Genomic DNA, 18,025 nt, shown 5'->3' on the forward strand with positions numbered 1-18,025 from the left:
GGTTGGAACCGATCTTGGAGGTTGCGGGTGTCGTGGTGGTCGAGGAAGCAACAGATGTTTCTTCCGAAGACGGAACGACAGAGGTTTCTTCCGAGGACGGAACGACAGAGGTCTCTTCCGAAGACGGAACGACAGAGGTTTCCTCCGAAGACGGGACGGTGGATTCAACCGACGGAGTTGTAGATTCAACAGACGGGGTCGTGGATTCAACCGACGGAGTCGTGGAAGATGCCGGTTCTGAGGATTCAGATGTCGTACAAGCTGCGAACATGGTGATTACCATGACCAATGCAAGCAAGACGACAATAGCCTTTTTCTTCATGCGAAAAATCTCCTTTCAAATTTTGAGGCAGAATGCCCCTAAGTGGTTTTTATTTTATCACATTTTGTGGTTATGTGAAAGTAAAAATAGCAAAATGTTATATTTTAACCACTTAAAAGAATAATAATACAATTTGTTTTAGGGGATTGCACCCATTATTGGCGTTTATAATATACAAATTGCACAAAAAAAGACCGATTATAAAGAATCGTCCGATACATAATTTAAAATATTAAAAACAAAAAAGGTTACATAAAAACAGATTTTTATGCAAAAATTATCCCAATTTGTATAATTCTGATTTTTGTATTATTTGATTGCATTTATGGATTTCATAGTTATGACACGCTCAATTCCCGATTCATCCCGGTCAATATTTATGGTAAATCCGCAAAACATCTCTTTTGCATCAGCAGCTTGTCCGACTCCGAGTTCGGCGCAAAGCGCACCATCTTCCTTCAGCCGTTTTTCCGCTAACTCCGTAAGAACACGATAAAATTTCAAACCGTCTTCACCGCCGTCCAGGGCAGTGCAGGGTTCCCGAAGCACTTCCCGCTGAAGGTTGGGGATATCATCTTTCGGGATATAAGGCGGATTGCAGAGAATCAGATCGGGCGCGGGCAGTTTTGTCAGTTTGTTTTTTAATATATCCGCCCGAACAACCGCACAATTTTCACGGTCCCCCACATTTTCCCGTAAAATCTTTAAAGCTGCCGCATATTTTTCAACAAAGAACACCTTCGCATCGGGCAGCAACTGTTGCAGACCCAAACCCACACAGCCGCTCCCGGCGCACAGATCCCACACGATTTTTGCCTTGGGTACGGCCCTTGCACCGGCACGCACCAACAGTTCCGTCTCGGGTCTCGGTATCAGGACGCCCCGGGCGACCTTGATTTCCAATCCCATAAAATCCTGTGTACCTATTATATATTGTAACGGTTCGCCCGTAGCTCTTGTTTGTACCGCCCTCAGAAATGCGGACGGATTTTCAACTTCAAAATCCATTGCCAGTTCTGCCGCAGAGCAGCAAAAAAACCGCTCGGCCAGCCAGCGTGCTTCGGCGGCGGTGTTTTCAACGCCCGCCGCTTTCAGCGTCTCGACCGCCTCGCGGTATAACTTTTTCGCGCTTTTATTCATTCCCTGATCTCTGCCGATTCGATGGATTCAGCCGGTTGTTGTTCAGCCTTAACAGGCGGATCGACCGGTACGGTGATTTCGAGATTCAAAGCCGCCTGCAGCGAAGCGATGCCGACTTCGAGAATACCGTCGTCGTCCGGTTCCTTGGTGGTAATGCGCTGGAACCAGAGACCGGGCGCCGAAATAATCGTCGTCAGCAGATTGTCATGTTTTCCGCAGAACTGCAGAAGTTCAAAGCCAAGCCCCATTATAATCGGTAAAAGCAGCAGTTTGACGCCAACCGTGATCAGGCTGTTCAAAGCATTGGATGCCGTAACATTGTCAAAACGCACAAACGTATAAACGACAATGCCGATGGCCAGCATTAAAAACAGAAAACTCGTGCCGCAGCGGGGATGGAAGCGTTTTTGCTTTTTCACATTCTCAACAGTCAGCGGCAGATTGTTCTCATAGCAAAAGATCGTTTTGTGTTCGGCGCCGTGATACATGAACACCTTTTTGATCTCTTTATTTAATGTACACAGCAGCAGATAGCCCACATAAATAATCAATTTCAGCACGCCCTCGGCCAAGCCCTTCCAGATGCCCAGATCGCCGACCAGTTTCCCGATAACGTCAACGACCAAAAAATTCGGCAGCCAGAACATCAAAAATATAGCCGCAACGATGCCCAACGCCCCGCCCAGCCAAACTGCTGCGGACATCAGCGTCTCGTCTTTCTTTTTCTGTTTCTCGGTCATTTTTTCGGCTTCTTCATCCTCGGGAAAAGTCAGCTCGATTGAACGGTTCAGGGCCGCATAACCCACCTTCATGGACTCGATAAAAGCGACAATGCCGCGTATCACCGGCGTTTTCAGCCATTTGTGTTTATCCCGCGCACTGACGCTCGGAGATTTCTCAATAAACAGTCCGCCGTTCGGAAGGCGAACGACAAATGCGTTTTGTTTGGTCGAGTTGGCGCGCATCATAATGCCGCCCATCAACGCCTGACCGCCCACCGGGGCGTAATTGCAAGCCTTTTTCTTCTCCTTGGCCATAATTTAAGTCCTTTCCAAACCCAAAAGCGATCGTAAAAACGGTTTATAAAGCCGTCATCTGACGGCTGCCATTCAATTCTATCTGATATTTTCACGCTTGTCAATGGACTTATAATGTGGTAATATAGGAAGCGGGTTGGTGTGCGAACGCGCACTGATACGATTTTCGGGAGGTCGGATGATGCCAATTAGGGCGAGATTTATCGCATTTGAAGGGTGCGACGGGACCGGTAAATCCACACAGGCGGCCCTGCTCACACAGCGCCTGCTGTCCGCGGGACAACGGGTAAAAATGCTCAAATTCCCGGCCTACGACAGCCCGTCCAGCGGACCCGTGAAGATGTATTTGGGCGGAGAACTCGCCAAAGACCCCAACGCGGTCAACCCTTATGCGGCTTCATCACTATATGCGGTCGACCGGTTCTGCTCGTTTCGCAGCGATTGGCAAAAAGATTACGAGAACGGCGTTTTACTGGTCTCCGACCGCTATACAACCTCAAATATGATTTTTCAGGGCGCCAAACTGCAAAACCCCGAGCGCACGGACTATATCCGTTGGCTCAAGGACATGGAATACGGAAAACTCGGTCTGCCCGTACCCGATCTGGTGCTCTATCTGGATCTGCCGGTTGACGTCAGCGAAAAGCTGGTGCGACAGCGCTCGAATCTCACGGGGCAGGGCGAGGATATCCACGAGAGCGATTTAAATTATCAGCGTGCCGTACACGACGCCGGCCGAGAGATCGCCGAAAACGAGGGATGGATCGTCATCAACTGCGCAAAAGACGGCATGTTGATGCCGCCTGACGAATTGAGCGCATTCATCTGGTCAAAGATTAACGATTAGGGAAGTTTCTTTTTATGCATTTCGAGGAGGTCACCCTCTCACATCGTCCCATCATCACCTCCATCGTCGCCGAGAGCGGCGAACTGGGCTGCGAATACTGTTTCGGCAATTTCTTCATGTGGGCTTGGGTCTATAACACCCGCATCCACCTCGGCGATAACTTTTTCGTCACCAAGGAAGAACGGCCTTTCAAGCGCTTTCTGTGTCCGATCGGCAATCCGAACGACGCCGAACTGCAGGCGCTGATTCCGGCATTGATTGCCGACGCGAAACAAAACCGTCATCCGTTTACGATGCACCGCGTACGCAAAGAGTGCATCGGCCGCATCCGAGAGATGTTTGGCGACCGCTTCATCTTCACCCCGGAACGCGATGATTTCGACTATATCTACCGCCGCGACGATCTGGCTTTTCTGCCGGGCAAGAAGTACCATTCCAAGCGCAATTTTATCACCCGGTTCGAGGCGGAAAACCCCGACTGGTCCTATGAGGAGATCAACGAAAAAAACCTCTCCGCCTGCGTGGAAATCTGCGAAAAATGGCTGACGACCCAAATCGGAAACACCGGCGCTGAAATCGAATATAAAGCGCTGTGTCTCGGGTTTGACCACTACGAGGAACTCGGTTTCAAAGGCGGACTCCTGCGTGTCAAAGGCGTTCCCGTCGCTTTCACTTTCGGCGAACCGATTACAGACAAATGCTTTGTGACCCATGCCGAAAAAGCGCTGCGTGAATATACCGGCATCTACGCGATGATCAACCGCGAATTCGCCAAAAACACCTTATCCGATTACGAACTCATCAACCGTGAGGAGGACATGGGCATCGAGGGCCTGCGAACCGCCAAATTATCCTATCACCCGACGATGCTTTATGAAAAATACATCATGACCGAGAGGAGCATTTTATTATAATGGTATACGTATTTATGGCCGACGGCTTTGAGGAACTCGAACTGACCGCGCCCGTGGACATGCTCCGGCGGGCAGGGGCACAGGTCGCTCTGGTCGGCATCAGCAAAAGACAAATCACCTCGTCGCACGGATTTGTTCTCACCGCCGACATCTCCGAAGCGGAAGTCGACTTAAAAAAAGCTGAGATGCTGGTTCTGCCCGGCGGCAGCGTCGGCACCAAGAATCTCATCGCCAGCAAGACTGTTAAAAACGCGGTCGAAACGGCAATCAATAATAACATCTGGATCGGTGCGATCTGCGCAGCCCCGAGTTTATTGCAGCAGCGCGGTTATTTAGACGGCAAAAACTTCACCTGCTATCCGGGCTGCCAAAACGATTCACTCGGCGGCAATTATACGGGAAACCCCGTCGAAGTCGCGGGGAATATCATCACCGCAAAAGGCGCAGGCATATCCCTGCTGTTCGGAAAAGCACTGGTCGCGGCGCTGTACGGAAATGCGGCGGCCGAAAAACTCTGCGCCACCATGCAGATGATTTCATTGTAAGGCATGTAATTCGGAGGGAGATATGAAACAAAAACGCGAGAAAAGTCCGGTGGAAAAAGGCACGCTTAAAGAACGTTGGCGGCGTTTTCGCCGTACCGCGATGGGTGATTTGACAGTCGCCTTGATTTGGGTTGTAGCCGGTATCATGATGGGTGCGTGGCTGGTCGGTGCATTTTCCGACGTGCTGGGTATCATGAAAGACGATACACAACACGAAATCCAGATACAGGCCGGATGGTCCACGCTGGATATGGCCTATGCGATGAAAAAGGCCGGCGTGATCAACCACCCTTGGGTCTTCTCGGTCTACACCATGCTCAACGACACCGACGGCACCTTTAAATCGGGTACCTATCTGCTCGACGGCGGTATGACCTATGACAAGATCATCAGCACCGTCCAGCGTAAACAGAGCAGCCAGACCGTGCGTATCACCTTCACCGAGGGCATGAACGCCGCCGAAATCGGCGCGCTGCTCGAAGAAAACGAAGTCTGTCTCAAGAGCGAATTTCTGAAAGCCATCAACACCGGCACTTATAATTATGATTTCATCCCGACGGACGGAGCCGAAAGCGGCCGTTTTTACCGTCTCGAGGGCTATCTGTTCCCGGACACTTATGATTTTTATATCAATGAAAATGTCGATTCGGTCATCAAGAAATTTTTAAACAACTTCAATACGAAATTCACGGCCAACCTGCGCGAACGGGCTGCCGAGATGGGTATGACGATCGATCAGGTGGTCACGCTGGCCTCGATCATCGAAAAAGAAGCGCCCGATGTTTTCGAAATGGCCAATGTCTCCTCGGTTTTCCACAATCGTCTGCTCAATCCGCAGTCCTATCCGAAACTGCAGTCGAACGTGACGAGCTACTATGTCAAAAATGTCATCAACAAAGCGCTGACCTACACCGATCCGTCCTATTCGCAGGCCTACGACACCTATATTTGTAACGGCCTTCCGGTCGGCGCCATCTGCAATCCGGGCGGTGCTGCGCTGACGGCGGCACTCTACCCCTCCGAATCGAATTATAATTACTTCGTCACCGACGCAGACGGAAATTTCTATTATGCCCGCACGCTGGCTCAGCATAACGCCAATATCAGCAAGGCCAGCAAAGCCGGCTCCAACATCGGCGGCACCTACACCCATGATTGATAATTGTGTAGGGGCGACCCCATGTGGTCGCCCGGCGGGTAGTGCCCGCTCACAACCGCGTCGTAGAATCATCAGCCCATTCGCCTGATAGCGCGCGCTTCCGACCTCGGCGCTTCTCTGCAGGGGCGGTCCGCCCGCATCACAACCGTAGGGGCGACCCCATGTGATCGCCCGGCGGGTAGTGCCCGCTCACAACCGTGTCGTAGAATCATCAGCCCATTCGCCTGATAGCGCGCGCTTCCGACCTCGGCGCTCCCTCGGGCTATGCTTCCTTCATTGTCACTGTTCACTCTTAACTGCCAACTGCTAACGAACTCTTATCTATGCCATCGCATTATCACTGCTGACTTTTATTTTAAGGAGACTCATGCAGAAAATCTATCTCGACAATGCCGCCACAACACCTGTGTGTGACGCGGCGTTCGAAAAATTCAACGAAATCTCCCGCGAAAATTGGGGAAACGCCTCGGCTCTGCACGAATACGGCCGCCGCGCTTCTCAAATTCTCGAACAGTCCAAGCATATTTTCACCGAACTCTTGGGCGACGGAGAAGCGGTATTCACCAGCGGCGGCACCGAGAGCAACAATCTGGCGCTATACGGCGTCTGCGACAAGCACCGCAGCGGCAGAATCATCATTACGGCGGACGAGCATTCGTCTCTCCTGAATCCGGTCAAACAACTGGGGAGCAAGGGCTTTGACGTGGTCATGGTCCCGTTCGGCGGCGGAGAAGAGACCTTTTTAAACAATTTTTCGGCGGCACTGACCCCCGACACCATTTTCTGCGGCGTCATGGCGGTCAACAATGAAACCGGTTTGATTTTCCCGGTCAAAAAGGTCGCCGTGCTGACGCATAAAATCGCCCCGAACGCCGTCTTTCACACCGATGCGGTTCAGGCGTTCTGCAAAATTCCGTTCAGTCCCAAAGCCCTTGGCGTTGACACCTGTTCGTTCAGCGGACACAAAATCGGTGCTTTTCAAGGGGCGGGGGCACTCTGGATCAAAAAGGGCGTCAAACTCACCCCGCGTTTTTACGGCGGCCGCCAGCAAAACAGTCTGCGTCCCGGCACCGAACCCATCGCTCTGATCGGCGCATTTGCCGAGACGGCCAAGCAGATGGCCAAAACCCTGCCCGAACGCACCGAAAAAGCCAAGGCCTTTTTCGAGACGCTGCGCAACCGGCTGTTCGGCTCCGAGGTACTGTTCAACGGCACATTCGGCTCGCCGTTTATCGGCAGCATCTCATTACCGAAAGTCCCCTCGGAGGTTCTGATGCGCTTTTTAGAGGAAAACGGCATTCTGGTCTCGGCAGGTTCTGCCTGTATGGGCGGGAAAACCAGCCCTGCCGCAGCCGACCTGATCGGCGAAAACGCCAAATACACCCTGCGCGTCAGTTTGGGCCCGCAAAACACCCCCGATGACGCCGCTGCCCTCGCCGCAGTATTGATTTTAGCCCAGGAGCGCTTTGCCAAACAGGTACAAAAATAACCGTAGGGGCGACCCTATGTGGTCGCCCGCCTGTGTCATCCTGAGCGAAGTCGAAGGATCTCGGTCTGATGAAACCTAAGGACAACAGCTGTAGGGGTCAGCGTCCCCGACGACCCAACGGCGAGACGCCGCTCTCAAACGCGTCGTAGAATCTACTGTCCGATCGCTTGATAGCGCGCGCTTCCGACCTCGGTGTTTCCCTGTATGGGCGCCCCCATGTGGTCGCCCGCAAATTCCCCTCTTTGGAGGGATGGACGCGAAACGGATGGGGTGGTCAAATAAAGATTCCCGCCGCGCGGTACCTTTCCTTTTCACTCTTCATTTTCATTCACACAAGGAGAAATCATGCAAGAAGTCATCCTCTTAAAACTCGGCGAAACCGTCTTAAAAGGCCTCAACCGCAACGTATTCGAAGACATGCTGCTGCGCAATCTGCGTCGGCGGTTAAAACGCGTCGGAAGTTACCGCGTCTCGTTCGCCCAGTCCACAATCTATATCGTCGCGCTCGAGAACAAAGAAGGCGAATTGTCCGATATCGACAAAGCCCAGGAAGTCGCCGACCGGCTGTTCGGCGCGGTTACCGTGGCCAGAGCCGCCGCAGTCGAAAAAGATTATGACAAAATCGCCGAAACGGCGGTCGAATACTGCGCCGACGAGCTCTCCCGTGCCAAGACCTTCAAAGTCGCCGCCAAACGCGCGGACAAACATTTCCCCATGAATTCCCCGCAGATCTGCGCCGAACTCGGCGGCTATCTGCTCGATCATTTTCCGAATCTCTCGGTCGATATCCACAACCCCGAAGTCACCGTGACCGTCGAAATCCGCGACTGGGCGGCCTACGTCCACTGCGGCAGCCACAAAGGAGCAGGGGGGCTGCCGACCGGCACCTCCGGCAAGGGCATGGTGTTGATCTCCGGCGGTCTTGACAGCCCGGTCGCCGCCTGGATGATGGGCCGACGCGGCCAGATTCTCGAGGCGATTCACTTCGAGAGCCCGCCCTATACCGGCCCACAGGCAGTGCAAAAGGTCATCGATTTATTGCGCAAGGTCTCGCAGTACGCGGGGCGCATCAATCTGTACATCGTCGGATTCACCGAGATTCAGGAGGCCATCGCAAACAACTGTCCGGAACCTTTTTTCACGATCATCATGCGCAGGTTTATGATGCGCATCGCCCAAAGACAAGCGCTTGCCACCGGCTGTGAATGCCTGATTACCGGCGAGAGTTTGGGGCAGGTCGCCAGCCAGACCATCGGCGCATTGGCCTGTACAGACGCCGTCTGTGAGATGCCGGTTTTACGGCCTTTGATCGGCACCGATAAAGAGGAGATCATCCAGATTTCCCGCAGACTCGATACCTATGATATCTCGATATTACCCTATGAAGACTGCTGCACGGTCTTCACCCCCAAACATCCCAAGACCAAACCGCATCTTGATGAAATCATTGAAGCCGAAGCCGCCTTGGATATCGACGGGCTGATCGAAAACGCCATGGCCACATTGAAAAAAATCAACATCAATCCATAAACAGATAGATAAAATCGAGGGAGATACATAAAGAAAGGCAACAATATGAAGACGGGATTTAAAATCATACTTGTGGTATTGGGAGCAGTTTTAATCACGGGCGGTTCCATCGCCCTGACCTCGCTGTCCGGCAGCGGGCAGTCCGTTTTTGCCCCGATCGGCTCAAGCAGCGAACCCGAAAGCGAAGAATCTTCGTTCATCGCCGTCATTGCTCCCGCCTCCGAACAGTCCGTTCCCGAACCCTCTTCCGAACCTGAACCTTCCGCCGAATCGGTTGAGCCGGAAAGTTCCAAAGAAAGCAGCAAAACCTCTTCCAAAAAGACCAGCAGTAAGGCCTCTTCGGCAGCTTCCCAAGCCAGTCAGGTGACCACCTCCATCGCCGAGGTGTCAAGCACGCCATCCACCGTCAGCGAGATGACCAAAGAGGAGCTATGGGCGTCGAAGATGGCGATTTTAAACGATTGGGAGCAGTTTCAAAAGATGCTCGACGACCCCGACAACGATTTCTGGGACGACGAAGAATTTTGGATGGGCGAGGATCAGATGTACCTCAACCCCGAATCCTATTATGCATCCTCAAACTCGACTTCGTCCCGCGCGACCTCGGTTCCGACCTATCCCGACAGCGAGCGCCTGGAGGTTATGAAAACCGATAAAGTCACCACCCGTTACGGCACCAAACTGACCACGGATACCTATTACAACACCGTTTTACGCATCATCGGCGCAGAGCTGTCCCCGTCCTATTCCGACGAGTGCATCAAAGCCCAGATGGTCGCATCCTACACCTTCCTGCGTTATCATGCGGGCTATACCGATCTGCCCCCGACCGCGATTTTAGACGACCTCGACGACATGAAGGCCTACTGGAAAGACGAAGGCATGCAGAGGCTCTATAATCTTTTGGCGGAAGTCGGCGGCTATATGCTGTTCATCGACAACCACCCGATTTTATCAACTTACGGCGCAATCAATAACGGCACAACCAATAACATCGTCGACGTGTGGGGCGGCAGCGGCATCGACGGATACGGTACGCCCTACACCTATCTGGCCGGCGGCATTGACTGCCCATGGGATCGTCTGGCAAAAGGGTATGCCTCGCAGGTCATTCTCTCCTCCTCAATCGTCAAAGAGCAGCTCGAGAATTATTTCGGCGTCACTTTGGGTAACGACCCCTCAAAGTGGATTGTCATCAAAAGTTATAACGCCTTCGGCTATGTGATGAACGTCTCCATCGACAGCAAAGTAAACACCACCGGCAAAGATCTGCGCGGCTATGTCTTCACCAGTTCCCATGTGGGCTCCAAAAACTGTCTGCGCTCGACTTCGTTCACGGTCGAATATGATGCCGCAACCGATTCCTTCTATTTTGAAGTTCAGGGTTACGGCCACGGGGTCGGCATGAGCCAGGAAGGCGCTCAGCAAATGGCACTGGCCGGCTACACCTGGCAGGATATTGTCAAGTTCTATTACCCCGGAATTACAATCGTGTAGTATTCTAAATCGTATAATATTCTATAATGTAGGGGCGAACTGTGTTCGCCCGTTGACCCTATGGGAATATTGCTATTCACCAATATACTGCGGGTTTTCGGGCGAACACAGTTCGCCCCTACATTTTTTTATTATTTATTGCAATAAATCTCGTTCTCAATCGTTATATCATTGTAGGGCTTTTCAGGGCCGCAAAGGATGGTGAGCATGGACAACAACCAGAAAAGCAAACTCTTTGAGTTCTTCGCCGCTGAAAGCCGGAGCTTAAAGCGGTATGTGACCGGCAAATTACATCACTTCAGCGAAGCGGATGCCGAAGATATCATCGGCGACGTGATGCTGAAGCTGTTCACGCGCACCCCGCCGTCCGGCCCGCTCGACAACCCCGCCGGCTATGTCTATCGCGCTCTCAACAACAAGATCATTGATTATCAGCGAACGCAGCACCGGACAATCTCGTTGGAAAATTGTCTGGACGAGGACGGAGAACTCACCCTGATGACCCTTCTATCCGACGGCGCACCCGGCCCTGAGAAAGAGACCGAACGCCGCGAGTTTATGCGGCGGTTCAAGGCGGCGGTCAATGCGCTCGAACCCAAACAGCGTGCGGTATTCATTGCCACCGAAATGGACGGCAAATCGTTCAAAGAATTGTCCGAGCGCTGGAATGAACCGATCGGCACCCTGTTATCCCGCAAATCCCGAGCGGTCAAAACCCTCAGAAACCTGTTAAACGATGAAACCATTGAATAAGGAGAATCTATATGATGTGCGGTTTTAAATCAAAATGGAAAAACGTCCCCAAGCCTCTTCAAATCACGGTTTATGTGATTTTGGGTGTCCTCGGCGTCGCGGCGATGGGTGTGCTCTTCGGCTTCATCATTATGTGGCTGTGGAACTGGTTGATGCCGGCGATATTCAACCTCGGCGAGATCACCTATTGGCAGGCCATCGGCATCTTTATCCTTGCAAAGCTGATATTCGGTTTCGGCTCAAGCAGCAGCGAATCCAAATCCCATAAAGAAAAAAAGAACCACAGCGATGACCGGGGTTCTCACTGGTCTGAATATGATGCCTGGTGGGAGACCGAGGGCAAAAAGTCCTTTGAAAAATATACAGCCGAAAAAGAAACCCCCGACCCCGACAATGTATAATTTCTTAAATACCCCTCGATTGATCCGAGCACACCGCCTAAAAAAATCATGTTATTCTGAGCTCCGCATTTGAATGGTTTGCCATCAAATGCGGAGCTGAAGAATCTCGGGCAGATTATGGCTACAGATGCGATATCCTTGGCTTCTATCAGTCAGAGATCCTTCGCTGCGCTCAGGATGACAGCCGAGGTTCTTTGGTAAGTGGTACCCCCGGCAAACCGGGTTTTTTATTTACACTTTTCAACAATTTCGTTCGCAAGCATGTGTAATTCATTCAAATCCTTTGCCACAACCGCGCGTTTGCGGAATGTTGCCGCACCCTGTACGCCTTTGATATACCATGCCGCGTGCTTGCGGCAGTCCAAAATTCCGCGTTTTTCGCCCCTGCGTTCGCAGGTCAGTTCGCATTGCCCAATCATCGTCTCCATACGCTCGGTCACGGTCGGTTCGGGTGTTCCGGCGGCGATCTCGGCGAAAATAAACGGGTTGCCCAAAGCCCCTCTCGCCACCATTGCGATTTCGCATCCGGTGGCTTTTTTCATTTCTTCAAAACGCTGCTTATCTACAATCCCGCCGTTCGCGATCACGGGAATCTTTAACGCCTCTCGCACCCGCCGGATGATCTCTTTGTCGGCATCCCCGGCATAGCCCTGCGCTTTGGTCCGCCCGTGTACCGCCACCGCCGCTGCGCCGTTTTCCTGCGCGATTTTAGCGATCTCGACCGCGTTCACACTGTTATTATCCCAGCCTTTTCGGATTTTGACGCTGACCGGCAGATCGACCGCTGCCGCTACCGCTTTGACGATTTCGCCCGCCAGTTCGGGACTTCTCATTAATGCCGACCCGCAGCCGTTCCCCGCCACTTTCGGCACCGGACAGCCCATATTGATGTCGATAAAATCCGGTTCATATTCGGCGGCAATTTTCGCGGCTTTTGCCATAATGTCCGGCTCGCTGCCGAACAACTGTATCCCGCAGGGCCGCTCGTTTTCGGTGAACCGCATCAATTCGCGGCTCTTTTTGTCCTGAAAACACAACGCCTTGGCGCTGATCATCTCGGTCACGGTGAACACCGCGCCGTAACTTCTGCAAATTTCACGGAACGCGGAATCGGCCACACCGGCCATCGGAGCCAGCGCAGCACCTTTGATTTTGTTGAAGTCAAAATTGCTCATATTGTAAATTTCCGATACCCGTCCAGCATCGCGTCATATTGCTTCATAAATTCCTCAAACCCCGGAAGTTCCGCCAAAACCGCAAACGCCTCTTTTACCGCTTGTATAAACGCCGGGTCAATATACTCTCCGCCATGCAAAACCAGCGGACAGATATAAGTTGCCCTCGGGTCGGGCTGAACCTCGATGCTATCGCCTTTGAACACCGGCACAAACGGATAGATTCTGCAGGCCATCGGGCGCCATTCGCGTTTGCAGCGCCCCTTACAGACTGCTGTTTCAAACCCGTCTTTTTCGGAAAATTTCAAAAACCGCTGCCCGTCCAAAAATTCTTTTTCATAGGGAAACAAAATCATGCCGTCTTCGTCGCCGCCCTTGCAGCATTGCTTATTGCAGAGTTCCCCGCAGTCGGCCTGAATCGGTGTTAAATCATCGAGCAGCGCATAGGCCTTTTCCCAAATCTCAAATGTGTCCATTATTACCTCTTAACCGCAATCAAAAACATCGCCTTTTTACCCTCGGCGGCAAACATCTTCTCATGTTCGGTCTCAATGTTGCCCGGATAATCACTGTTCGCCAAATTTGATGTCAAGTACACAATCTCAAATCCGCTCTCGGTAAAATATCCGAGGGATTCCTCAAATAATTCCTCGTCGTCGGTCTTAAAAAATATTTTTCCGCCATCCCGAAGAAATTCACGGTATTTCATCAGCTGTTTGGTGTGCGTCAGCCGCTTTTTCTTGTGTTTCGGGCGACCCCACGGGTTGCAGAAATTGATGTAAATGCGCTCGACCACATCCTCGGGCGACAGCATCCGCTCAATCAATCCGATCTCCTGCGACATGGTTTTGATATTTTCAATCGGCTTTCCGGCCTCAGCAAACAAGCGCTCAATCGTGCGCTTTGCCACGACCAGCACTTCACTCTTGATGTCGACGGCAATCAGATTGATATCGGGGTTTTCCAAAGCCAGCCGAGCAGCAAATCCGCCCTTGCCGCACCCCAGTTCCAGCCAGAGCGGCTGCTCTTTTTCAAACGCCGCTTTCCAGTTCCCGCGCCAAAGCTCCGGCGCGTCAATATGATGTACCCACGCCGCAAGTTCCGGTCTGGCGTAGGGCTTTCGACGCATGCGCAAGATGTTTTGTCTCCTTATAATAAATTTGTTCCCTGCATATGCGCTTGCATGCGCAAAGCAATAATCCTCTTATCTTAATACTTTTTCACTGCAAATGCGTTCCATGCGCACTTAATTATCTTCCTTTACCTTACAGTTTATATCTTTTTATACAGTTCCAAATACTGTTTTGCCGATTTGCCCCAGGTGTTGTCACAGGAAGCGGCGTATTTGCGCAGACGGTTCCAGTCCTTTTTATCGACATAGAGTTTTAACGCGTCGTCGAGGGTGTTTAACAGATCGCCCCCGTCGTACCGCCCCATCAAAAAGCCGTTTCCGCTGCCGAGGCGGCAGTCGGTGACAGTGTCTTTCAGCCCGCCGACCGGGTTGACCACCGGCACGCATGCATACCGCATCGCAATCATCTGCGAAAGCCCGCACGGCTCGGTTGCTGACGGCATCAGGAACAAATCCGACCCGGCGTAAATCTTTCTCGCAAGCGACCCGTTAAACCCGAAATACACGCCGACCCTGCCCGGATATTTTGCGCGCATCTTCTCGAAGAAATCGCAGTAGTTATGTTCGCCCGATCCGAGCAGCACAAAACGGACGTCCCGCTCCATCAGCCGCTCAAAAACCTCCAAAACCAAATCAAGGCCCTTCATCCCGACCAACCGGGTGACCATCGCAATGATCGGCGTTTCAGGTTCGGCATCCAGCCCGAATTCGAGCTCAAGCGCCGCTTTGTCATAGGTCTTTCCGCGCAGATTGGCCGCGGTAAAGTTGGATTTGATCTCAGTATCGGTCTCGGGGTTGTAAAACTCCTCGTCGATGCCGTTGACAATACCCGTCAGTTTCTGCGCGTTGCTGCGGATGATGTTGTCTAATCCGTAGGCAAACTGCGGCGTCTGAATCTCTTCGGCATAGGTCGGGCTGACCGTGGTCAGCGCGCTGCAGCAGACGATGCCGCCCTTCATAAAGTTCAGCTGCCCGTCGAACTCGAGAATCGGCAGCATGCGCTCATCCAGTCCCAGCAAATCGCCGAGGTGATAGGGATTGCACAGTCCCTGATAATTGATGTTATGAATGGTCAATACCGTGCGCACACGGTCAAACAGCGGCGTGTCGCGGTACATGGCGTTGATGAAAACCGGAATCAACGCGGTGTGCCAGTCGTTGACGTGGATCACCTGTACCCGCAGTTCCAGATGCAGCAGCATGCAGATCACGGCCTTGGAGAAGAATGCAAACCGCTCGCCGTCGTCGTCATAGCCGTAGGGCTTGTCCCGTTTAAAATAATATTCATTGTCGATAAAGTAATAATCGACCCCGTCTTTTTTCAGCAAAAAGATCCCGCAATACTGGCTGCGCCAAGCGAGTTTGACGTTAAAATTCATTAAAAACGTCATCTGTTCACGCCAAACCTGCCCGATCGAGCCGTACAGCGGCGAAACGACCGAGACGTTTTCGCCCAGCTTCACGAGTTCCTTCGGCAGAGAGCCTGCCACGTCCCCGAGTCCGCCGGACTGAGAAAACGGAGCCACCTCGGAGGCGGCGTAGAGTATATTCATGGTGCACTCCTTTCGCTGTAAAACCGTTTCATGTAGGGGGCGACCCCATGGGGTCGCCCGCCGTAACTTTTCTCTCTCGAAAATCAAATCTAATACGCAGTTTGCCCTTATTATATCACGGGCGACCACATGGGGTCGCCCCTACGGCTTTTCAAGCACTTGCTGTTTTTATCACACCACACCGTTTTTGGGTACAAATAGGGGGTTTTCGGCGCATCCGACCAGCACACGCCCCTCGGTAATCACCGTATTCTTGTCGCAGACGAGGCCGGTAATATCGGCATTTTCCCCGACGGTGCAGCCCTGCATCAGAATACAGCCCTTTACCTTGGCATTTTTACCCACCGTAACGCCGCGGAATAAAATCGAATCGCTCACCGATCCCTCAATCCGGCAGCCGTCGGCGACCATCGTATTCGAGATCTCCGCAGTCAATCCGTAGCTGGCGGGCATCTCATCGCGCACCTTGGTATAGACGGGATGATTGTTGAACAGTTCGTCGCGAACCCGTTTTTGAAGCAATGCCATATTCGCGGCGTAATATTCCCGCATCGAGCCGATGCGCAGCGCAGTCCCGGTGACCTCATAAGTATTGATTTTTAACTCGCCGATCACCTTCTGCTGCAGAATCTCCTGCTCAAAATCACAGATACCGCGCCCCTGAGTCTTATCAATCAGTTCCAGTAAAAATTTCTTGCTCATAAACATGGTGTTGAGTCCGCAGTTATATTCACCCTCGGTATTGGGATCGAGCCGTACGCCCTTGATGGCGCCGTCTTTGTTAAGATCATAAGTCACGGTATCGACCAGCCCGTCACCGGACAAGCGCATCTTCTGATAGCAACAGGTGATGTCTGCTCCGCTCTCGATGTGTTTTTCGGCCAGTTCTTCAATGTCCAGATTGAACACAAAATTGCAGTCGCTGAGCACAAACCAATCCACGGTCTCATACTGGATAAAATCGCGGGCGGTCACCATGGCCTCGACCCTGCCGCGGTACATGCCCGAACCGGCCGACGCATACGGCGGAATGATAACCAAGCCGCTGCGCTTACGAGACAAATCCCAGTCGCGTCCGCTGCGCAGATGATCCATCAGCGATTTATAATTGCTCTTGGTGATGACTCCGATGGCGGTGATGCCCGCGTTGACCATGTTGGACAGCGCAAAATCGATCAGCCGGTAACGGCCGCCGAACGGCACCGAGCCGCAGCTGCGCATGGCAGTCAGTTCGCCGATGGTCTTTTCGTGCATATTGGAAAAAATAATAGCGCCGATTCTGTTTGCGCTCATCTGGATTCACCGTCCTTCATGTCGCTGTCGATGATGGCCTTCGGCGCAACCGTACAGCCGCTGCCCACCTTGATGCCCGGCCCGACCACGGCCACACCCCAGTTGTCGCGGCACTTCATGCACTCGGGCCGGAAGCCGACCACACTGGCCGCTCCGATCTCGGCGTTTTCGCCGATAATGGCATACTGCACCTGCGCACCGGTCCGGATAGTCGCTCCGCTCATCACGATGCTGTCAAAAACCTGCGCGCCGTCTTCGATGGTCACACCGGAGAACACAACCGAAAAGTCGAGATCCCCCGCAATCTCACAGCCCTCGCTGACCAGCGAATTCTGAATCACGCTGTTGGTCGAGATATAATGCGGCGGCTTGACCGGGTTTCGGAAATAGATTTTCCAGCTCGGATCGGACAGATCGATGGGCCTTGCCGGATTCAGCAGGTCCATGTTGGCCTCCCACAGGCTGTCGATGGTGCCGACGTCCTTCCAGTAACCGGTGAACGGATATGCATACATCCGTTCTTTTGCCGCCAGCATCTTGGGAATGATGTCCTTGCCGAAGTCATTGCTGCTCTTCGGGTCGGCCTCGTCCTCAACAAGATACTTTTTCAGTTTTTCGAAATTGAAAATGTACACGCCCATACTGGCCTGGTTGGATTTCGGGTTTTTGGGTTTTTCCTCAAACTCGTAGATCCTGCCGTCGGGTTCGGTGTTCATAATGCCGAATCGATTGGCCTCGTCGATGGGCACCTCGAGCACGGCGATGGTGCAGGCGGCCTCATTTTTGATATGTTCTTCCAGCATCTTGGCATAATTCATCTTGTAGATGTGGTCGCCCGACAGAATCACGACGTTATCGGGGCTGTATTCCTCAATAAAAGCGAGATTTTGATAGATGGCGTTGGCCGTACCCTTATACCACTCACTGCCGCGGCTCCGCTGATAGGGCGGCAGGATATGCACGCCGCCGTTGAGCCGGTCGAGATCCCAGGGCAGGCCGTTTCCAATATAGCGGTTCAGTTCCAGGGGCTGATACTGCGTCAAAACCCCGACGGTGTCGATGCCCGAGTTGACGCAGTTGGACAGAGTGAAGTCGATGATGCGGTATTTTCCTCCGAACCCGACTGCGGGTTTTGCCATATCCCGCGTCAGAACATGTAATCGGCTGCCTTGTCCGCCGGCAAGCAGCATCGCAATACAGTCCTTCTTTTCCATCGTCATCATCCCTTCGTTACAGAA

Annotated in this window: 18 protein-coding genes; 9 read left to right on the top strand and 9 right to left on the bottom strand. The window is 52.5% G+C overall.

What is annotated here, in order from left to right:
- The 3 genes from PK629_07765 to PK629_07775 form a co-directional block, all read right to left on the bottom strand.
- Window positions 1–322 (bottom strand): hypothetical protein (locus PK629_07765; protein ID HOP11372.1); only part of this gene is annotated, 322 nt, incomplete at its 3' end.
- A 309-nt stretch (window positions 323–631) separates the two neighbouring features.
- The gene (gene prmC / locus PK629_07770) at window positions 632–1,462 is read right to left on the bottom strand and encodes a peptide chain release factor N(5)-glutamine methyltransferase (protein ID HOP11373.1); all 831 of its coding nucleotides are present in this window, start codon (window positions 1,460–1,462) and stop codon (window positions 632–634) included.
- On the bottom strand, window positions 1,459–2,499 hold the full coding sequence (locus PK629_07775; protein HOP11374.1) for a DUF1385 domain-containing protein: 1,041 nt from the start codon (window positions 2,497–2,499) through the stop codon (window positions 1,459–1,461). The genes prmC and PK629_07775 overlap by 4 nt, the downstream gene beginning before the upstream one ends.
- A gap of 181 nt (window positions 2,500–2,680) precedes the next feature.
- Here PK629_07775 and PK629_07780 point away from each other — a divergent pair, with 181 nt between their 5' ends.
- The 9 genes from PK629_07780 to PK629_07820 all read left to right on the top strand — a co-directional run bounded on the left by PK629_07780 (window position 2,681) and on the right by PK629_07820 (window position 11,634).
- Entirely contained in the window at window positions 2,681–3,346 is a 666-nt protein-coding gene (locus tag PK629_07780) for a thymidylate kinase (GenBank protein ID HOP11375.1), read from the top strand.
- A 14-nt stretch (window positions 3,347–3,360) separates the two neighbouring features.
- The gene (locus tag PK629_07785) at window positions 3,361–4,260 is read left to right on the top strand and encodes a phosphatidylglycerol lysyltransferase domain-containing protein (GenBank protein ID HOP11376.1); all 900 of its coding nucleotides are present in this window, start codon (window positions 3,361–3,363) and stop codon (window positions 4,258–4,260) included.
- Window positions 4,260–4,805, top strand: coding sequence for a DJ-1/PfpI family protein (locus PK629_07790; GenBank protein ID HOP11377.1), 546 nt, complete (start codon window positions 4,260–4,262; stop codon window positions 4,803–4,805). The genes PK629_07785 and PK629_07790 overlap by 1 nt, the downstream gene beginning before the upstream one ends.
- Before the next feature lie 22 nt (window positions 4,806–4,827).
- Complete coding sequence (gene mltG / locus PK629_07795; GenBank protein ID HOP11378.1) at window positions 4,828–5,964, top strand: endolytic transglycosylase MltG; 1,137 nt, start codon at window positions 4,828–4,830, stop codon at window positions 5,962–5,964.
- A gap of 367 nt (window positions 5,965–6,331) precedes the next feature.
- Window positions 6,332–7,453: a cysteine desulfurase family protein gene (locus tag PK629_07800; GenBank protein ID HOP11379.1), complete on the top strand. Its 1,122-nt coding sequence runs from the start codon at window positions 6,332–6,334 to the stop codon at window positions 7,451–7,453.
- 345 nt (window positions 7,454–7,798) lie between these two features.
- Window positions 7,799–8,983 (top strand): tRNA uracil 4-sulfurtransferase ThiI, encoded by a 1,185-nt coding sequence (gene thiI / locus PK629_07805; GenBank protein ID HOP11380.1) that lies wholly within the window; start codon window positions 7,799–7,801, stop codon window positions 8,981–8,983.
- A 45-nt stretch (window positions 8,984–9,028) separates the two neighbouring features.
- Window positions 9,029–10,480, top strand: coding sequence for a SpoIID/LytB domain-containing protein (locus PK629_07810; protein HOP11381.1), 1,452 nt, complete (start codon window positions 9,029–9,031; stop codon window positions 10,478–10,480).
- A gap of 207 nt (window positions 10,481–10,687) precedes the next feature.
- Window positions 10,688–11,233, top strand: a complete 546-nt coding sequence (locus PK629_07815; protein ID HOP11382.1) for a sigma-70 family RNA polymerase sigma factor — start codon at window positions 10,688–10,690, stop codon at window positions 11,231–11,233.
- Between the two features lie 11 nt (window positions 11,234–11,244).
- On the top strand, window positions 11,245–11,634 hold the full coding sequence (locus tag PK629_07820; GenBank protein ID HOP11383.1) for a hypothetical protein: 390 nt from the start codon (window positions 11,245–11,247) through the stop codon (window positions 11,632–11,634).
- A gap of 227 nt (window positions 11,635–11,861) precedes the next feature.
- On the opposite strand, the gene dusB is transcribed toward PK629_07820, so the two are convergent.
- The 6 genes from dusB to PK629_07850 form a co-directional block, all read right to left on the bottom strand.
- Window positions 11,862–12,809 (bottom strand): tRNA dihydrouridine synthase DusB, encoded by a 948-nt coding sequence (gene dusB / locus PK629_07825; GenBank protein HOP11384.1) that lies wholly within the window; start codon window positions 12,807–12,809, stop codon window positions 11,862–11,864.
- On the bottom strand, window positions 12,806–13,285 hold the full coding sequence (locus tag PK629_07830) for a hypothetical protein (protein ID HOP11385.1): 480 nt from the start codon (window positions 13,283–13,285) through the stop codon (window positions 12,806–12,808). The genes dusB and PK629_07830 overlap by 4 nt, the downstream gene beginning before the upstream one ends.
- A 2-nt stretch (window positions 13,286–13,287) precedes the next feature.
- On the bottom strand, window positions 13,288–13,944 hold the full coding sequence (trmB, locus tag PK629_07835) for a tRNA (guanosine(46)-N7)-methyltransferase TrmB (GenBank protein HOP11386.1): 657 nt from the start codon (window positions 13,942–13,944) through the stop codon (window positions 13,288–13,290).
- Between the two features lie 137 nt (window positions 13,945–14,081).
- The gene (glgA, locus tag PK629_07840) at window positions 14,082–15,494 is read right to left on the bottom strand and encodes a glycogen synthase GlgA (protein ID HOP11387.1); all 1,413 of its coding nucleotides are present in this window, start codon (window positions 15,492–15,494) and stop codon (window positions 14,082–14,084) included.
- A 171-nt stretch (window positions 15,495–15,665) separates the two neighbouring features.
- Window positions 15,666–16,787 (bottom strand): glucose-1-phosphate adenylyltransferase subunit GlgD, encoded by a 1,122-nt coding sequence (gene glgD, locus PK629_07845; protein ID HOP11388.1) that lies wholly within the window; start codon window positions 16,785–16,787, stop codon window positions 15,666–15,668.
- Window positions 16,784–18,007, bottom strand: a complete 1,224-nt coding sequence (locus PK629_07850; protein HOP11389.1) for a glucose-1-phosphate adenylyltransferase — start codon at window positions 18,005–18,007, stop codon at window positions 16,784–16,786. Before PK629_07850 ends, glgD begins: the two co-directional genes overlap by 4 nt.
- Window positions 18,008–18,025: the final 18 nt, after the last annotated feature.

It is taken from the genome of Oscillospiraceae bacterium (genome assembly GCA_035380125.1).
Taxonomy (GTDB): domain Bacteria; phylum Bacillota; class Clostridia; order Oscillospirales; family JAKOTC01; genus DAOPZJ01.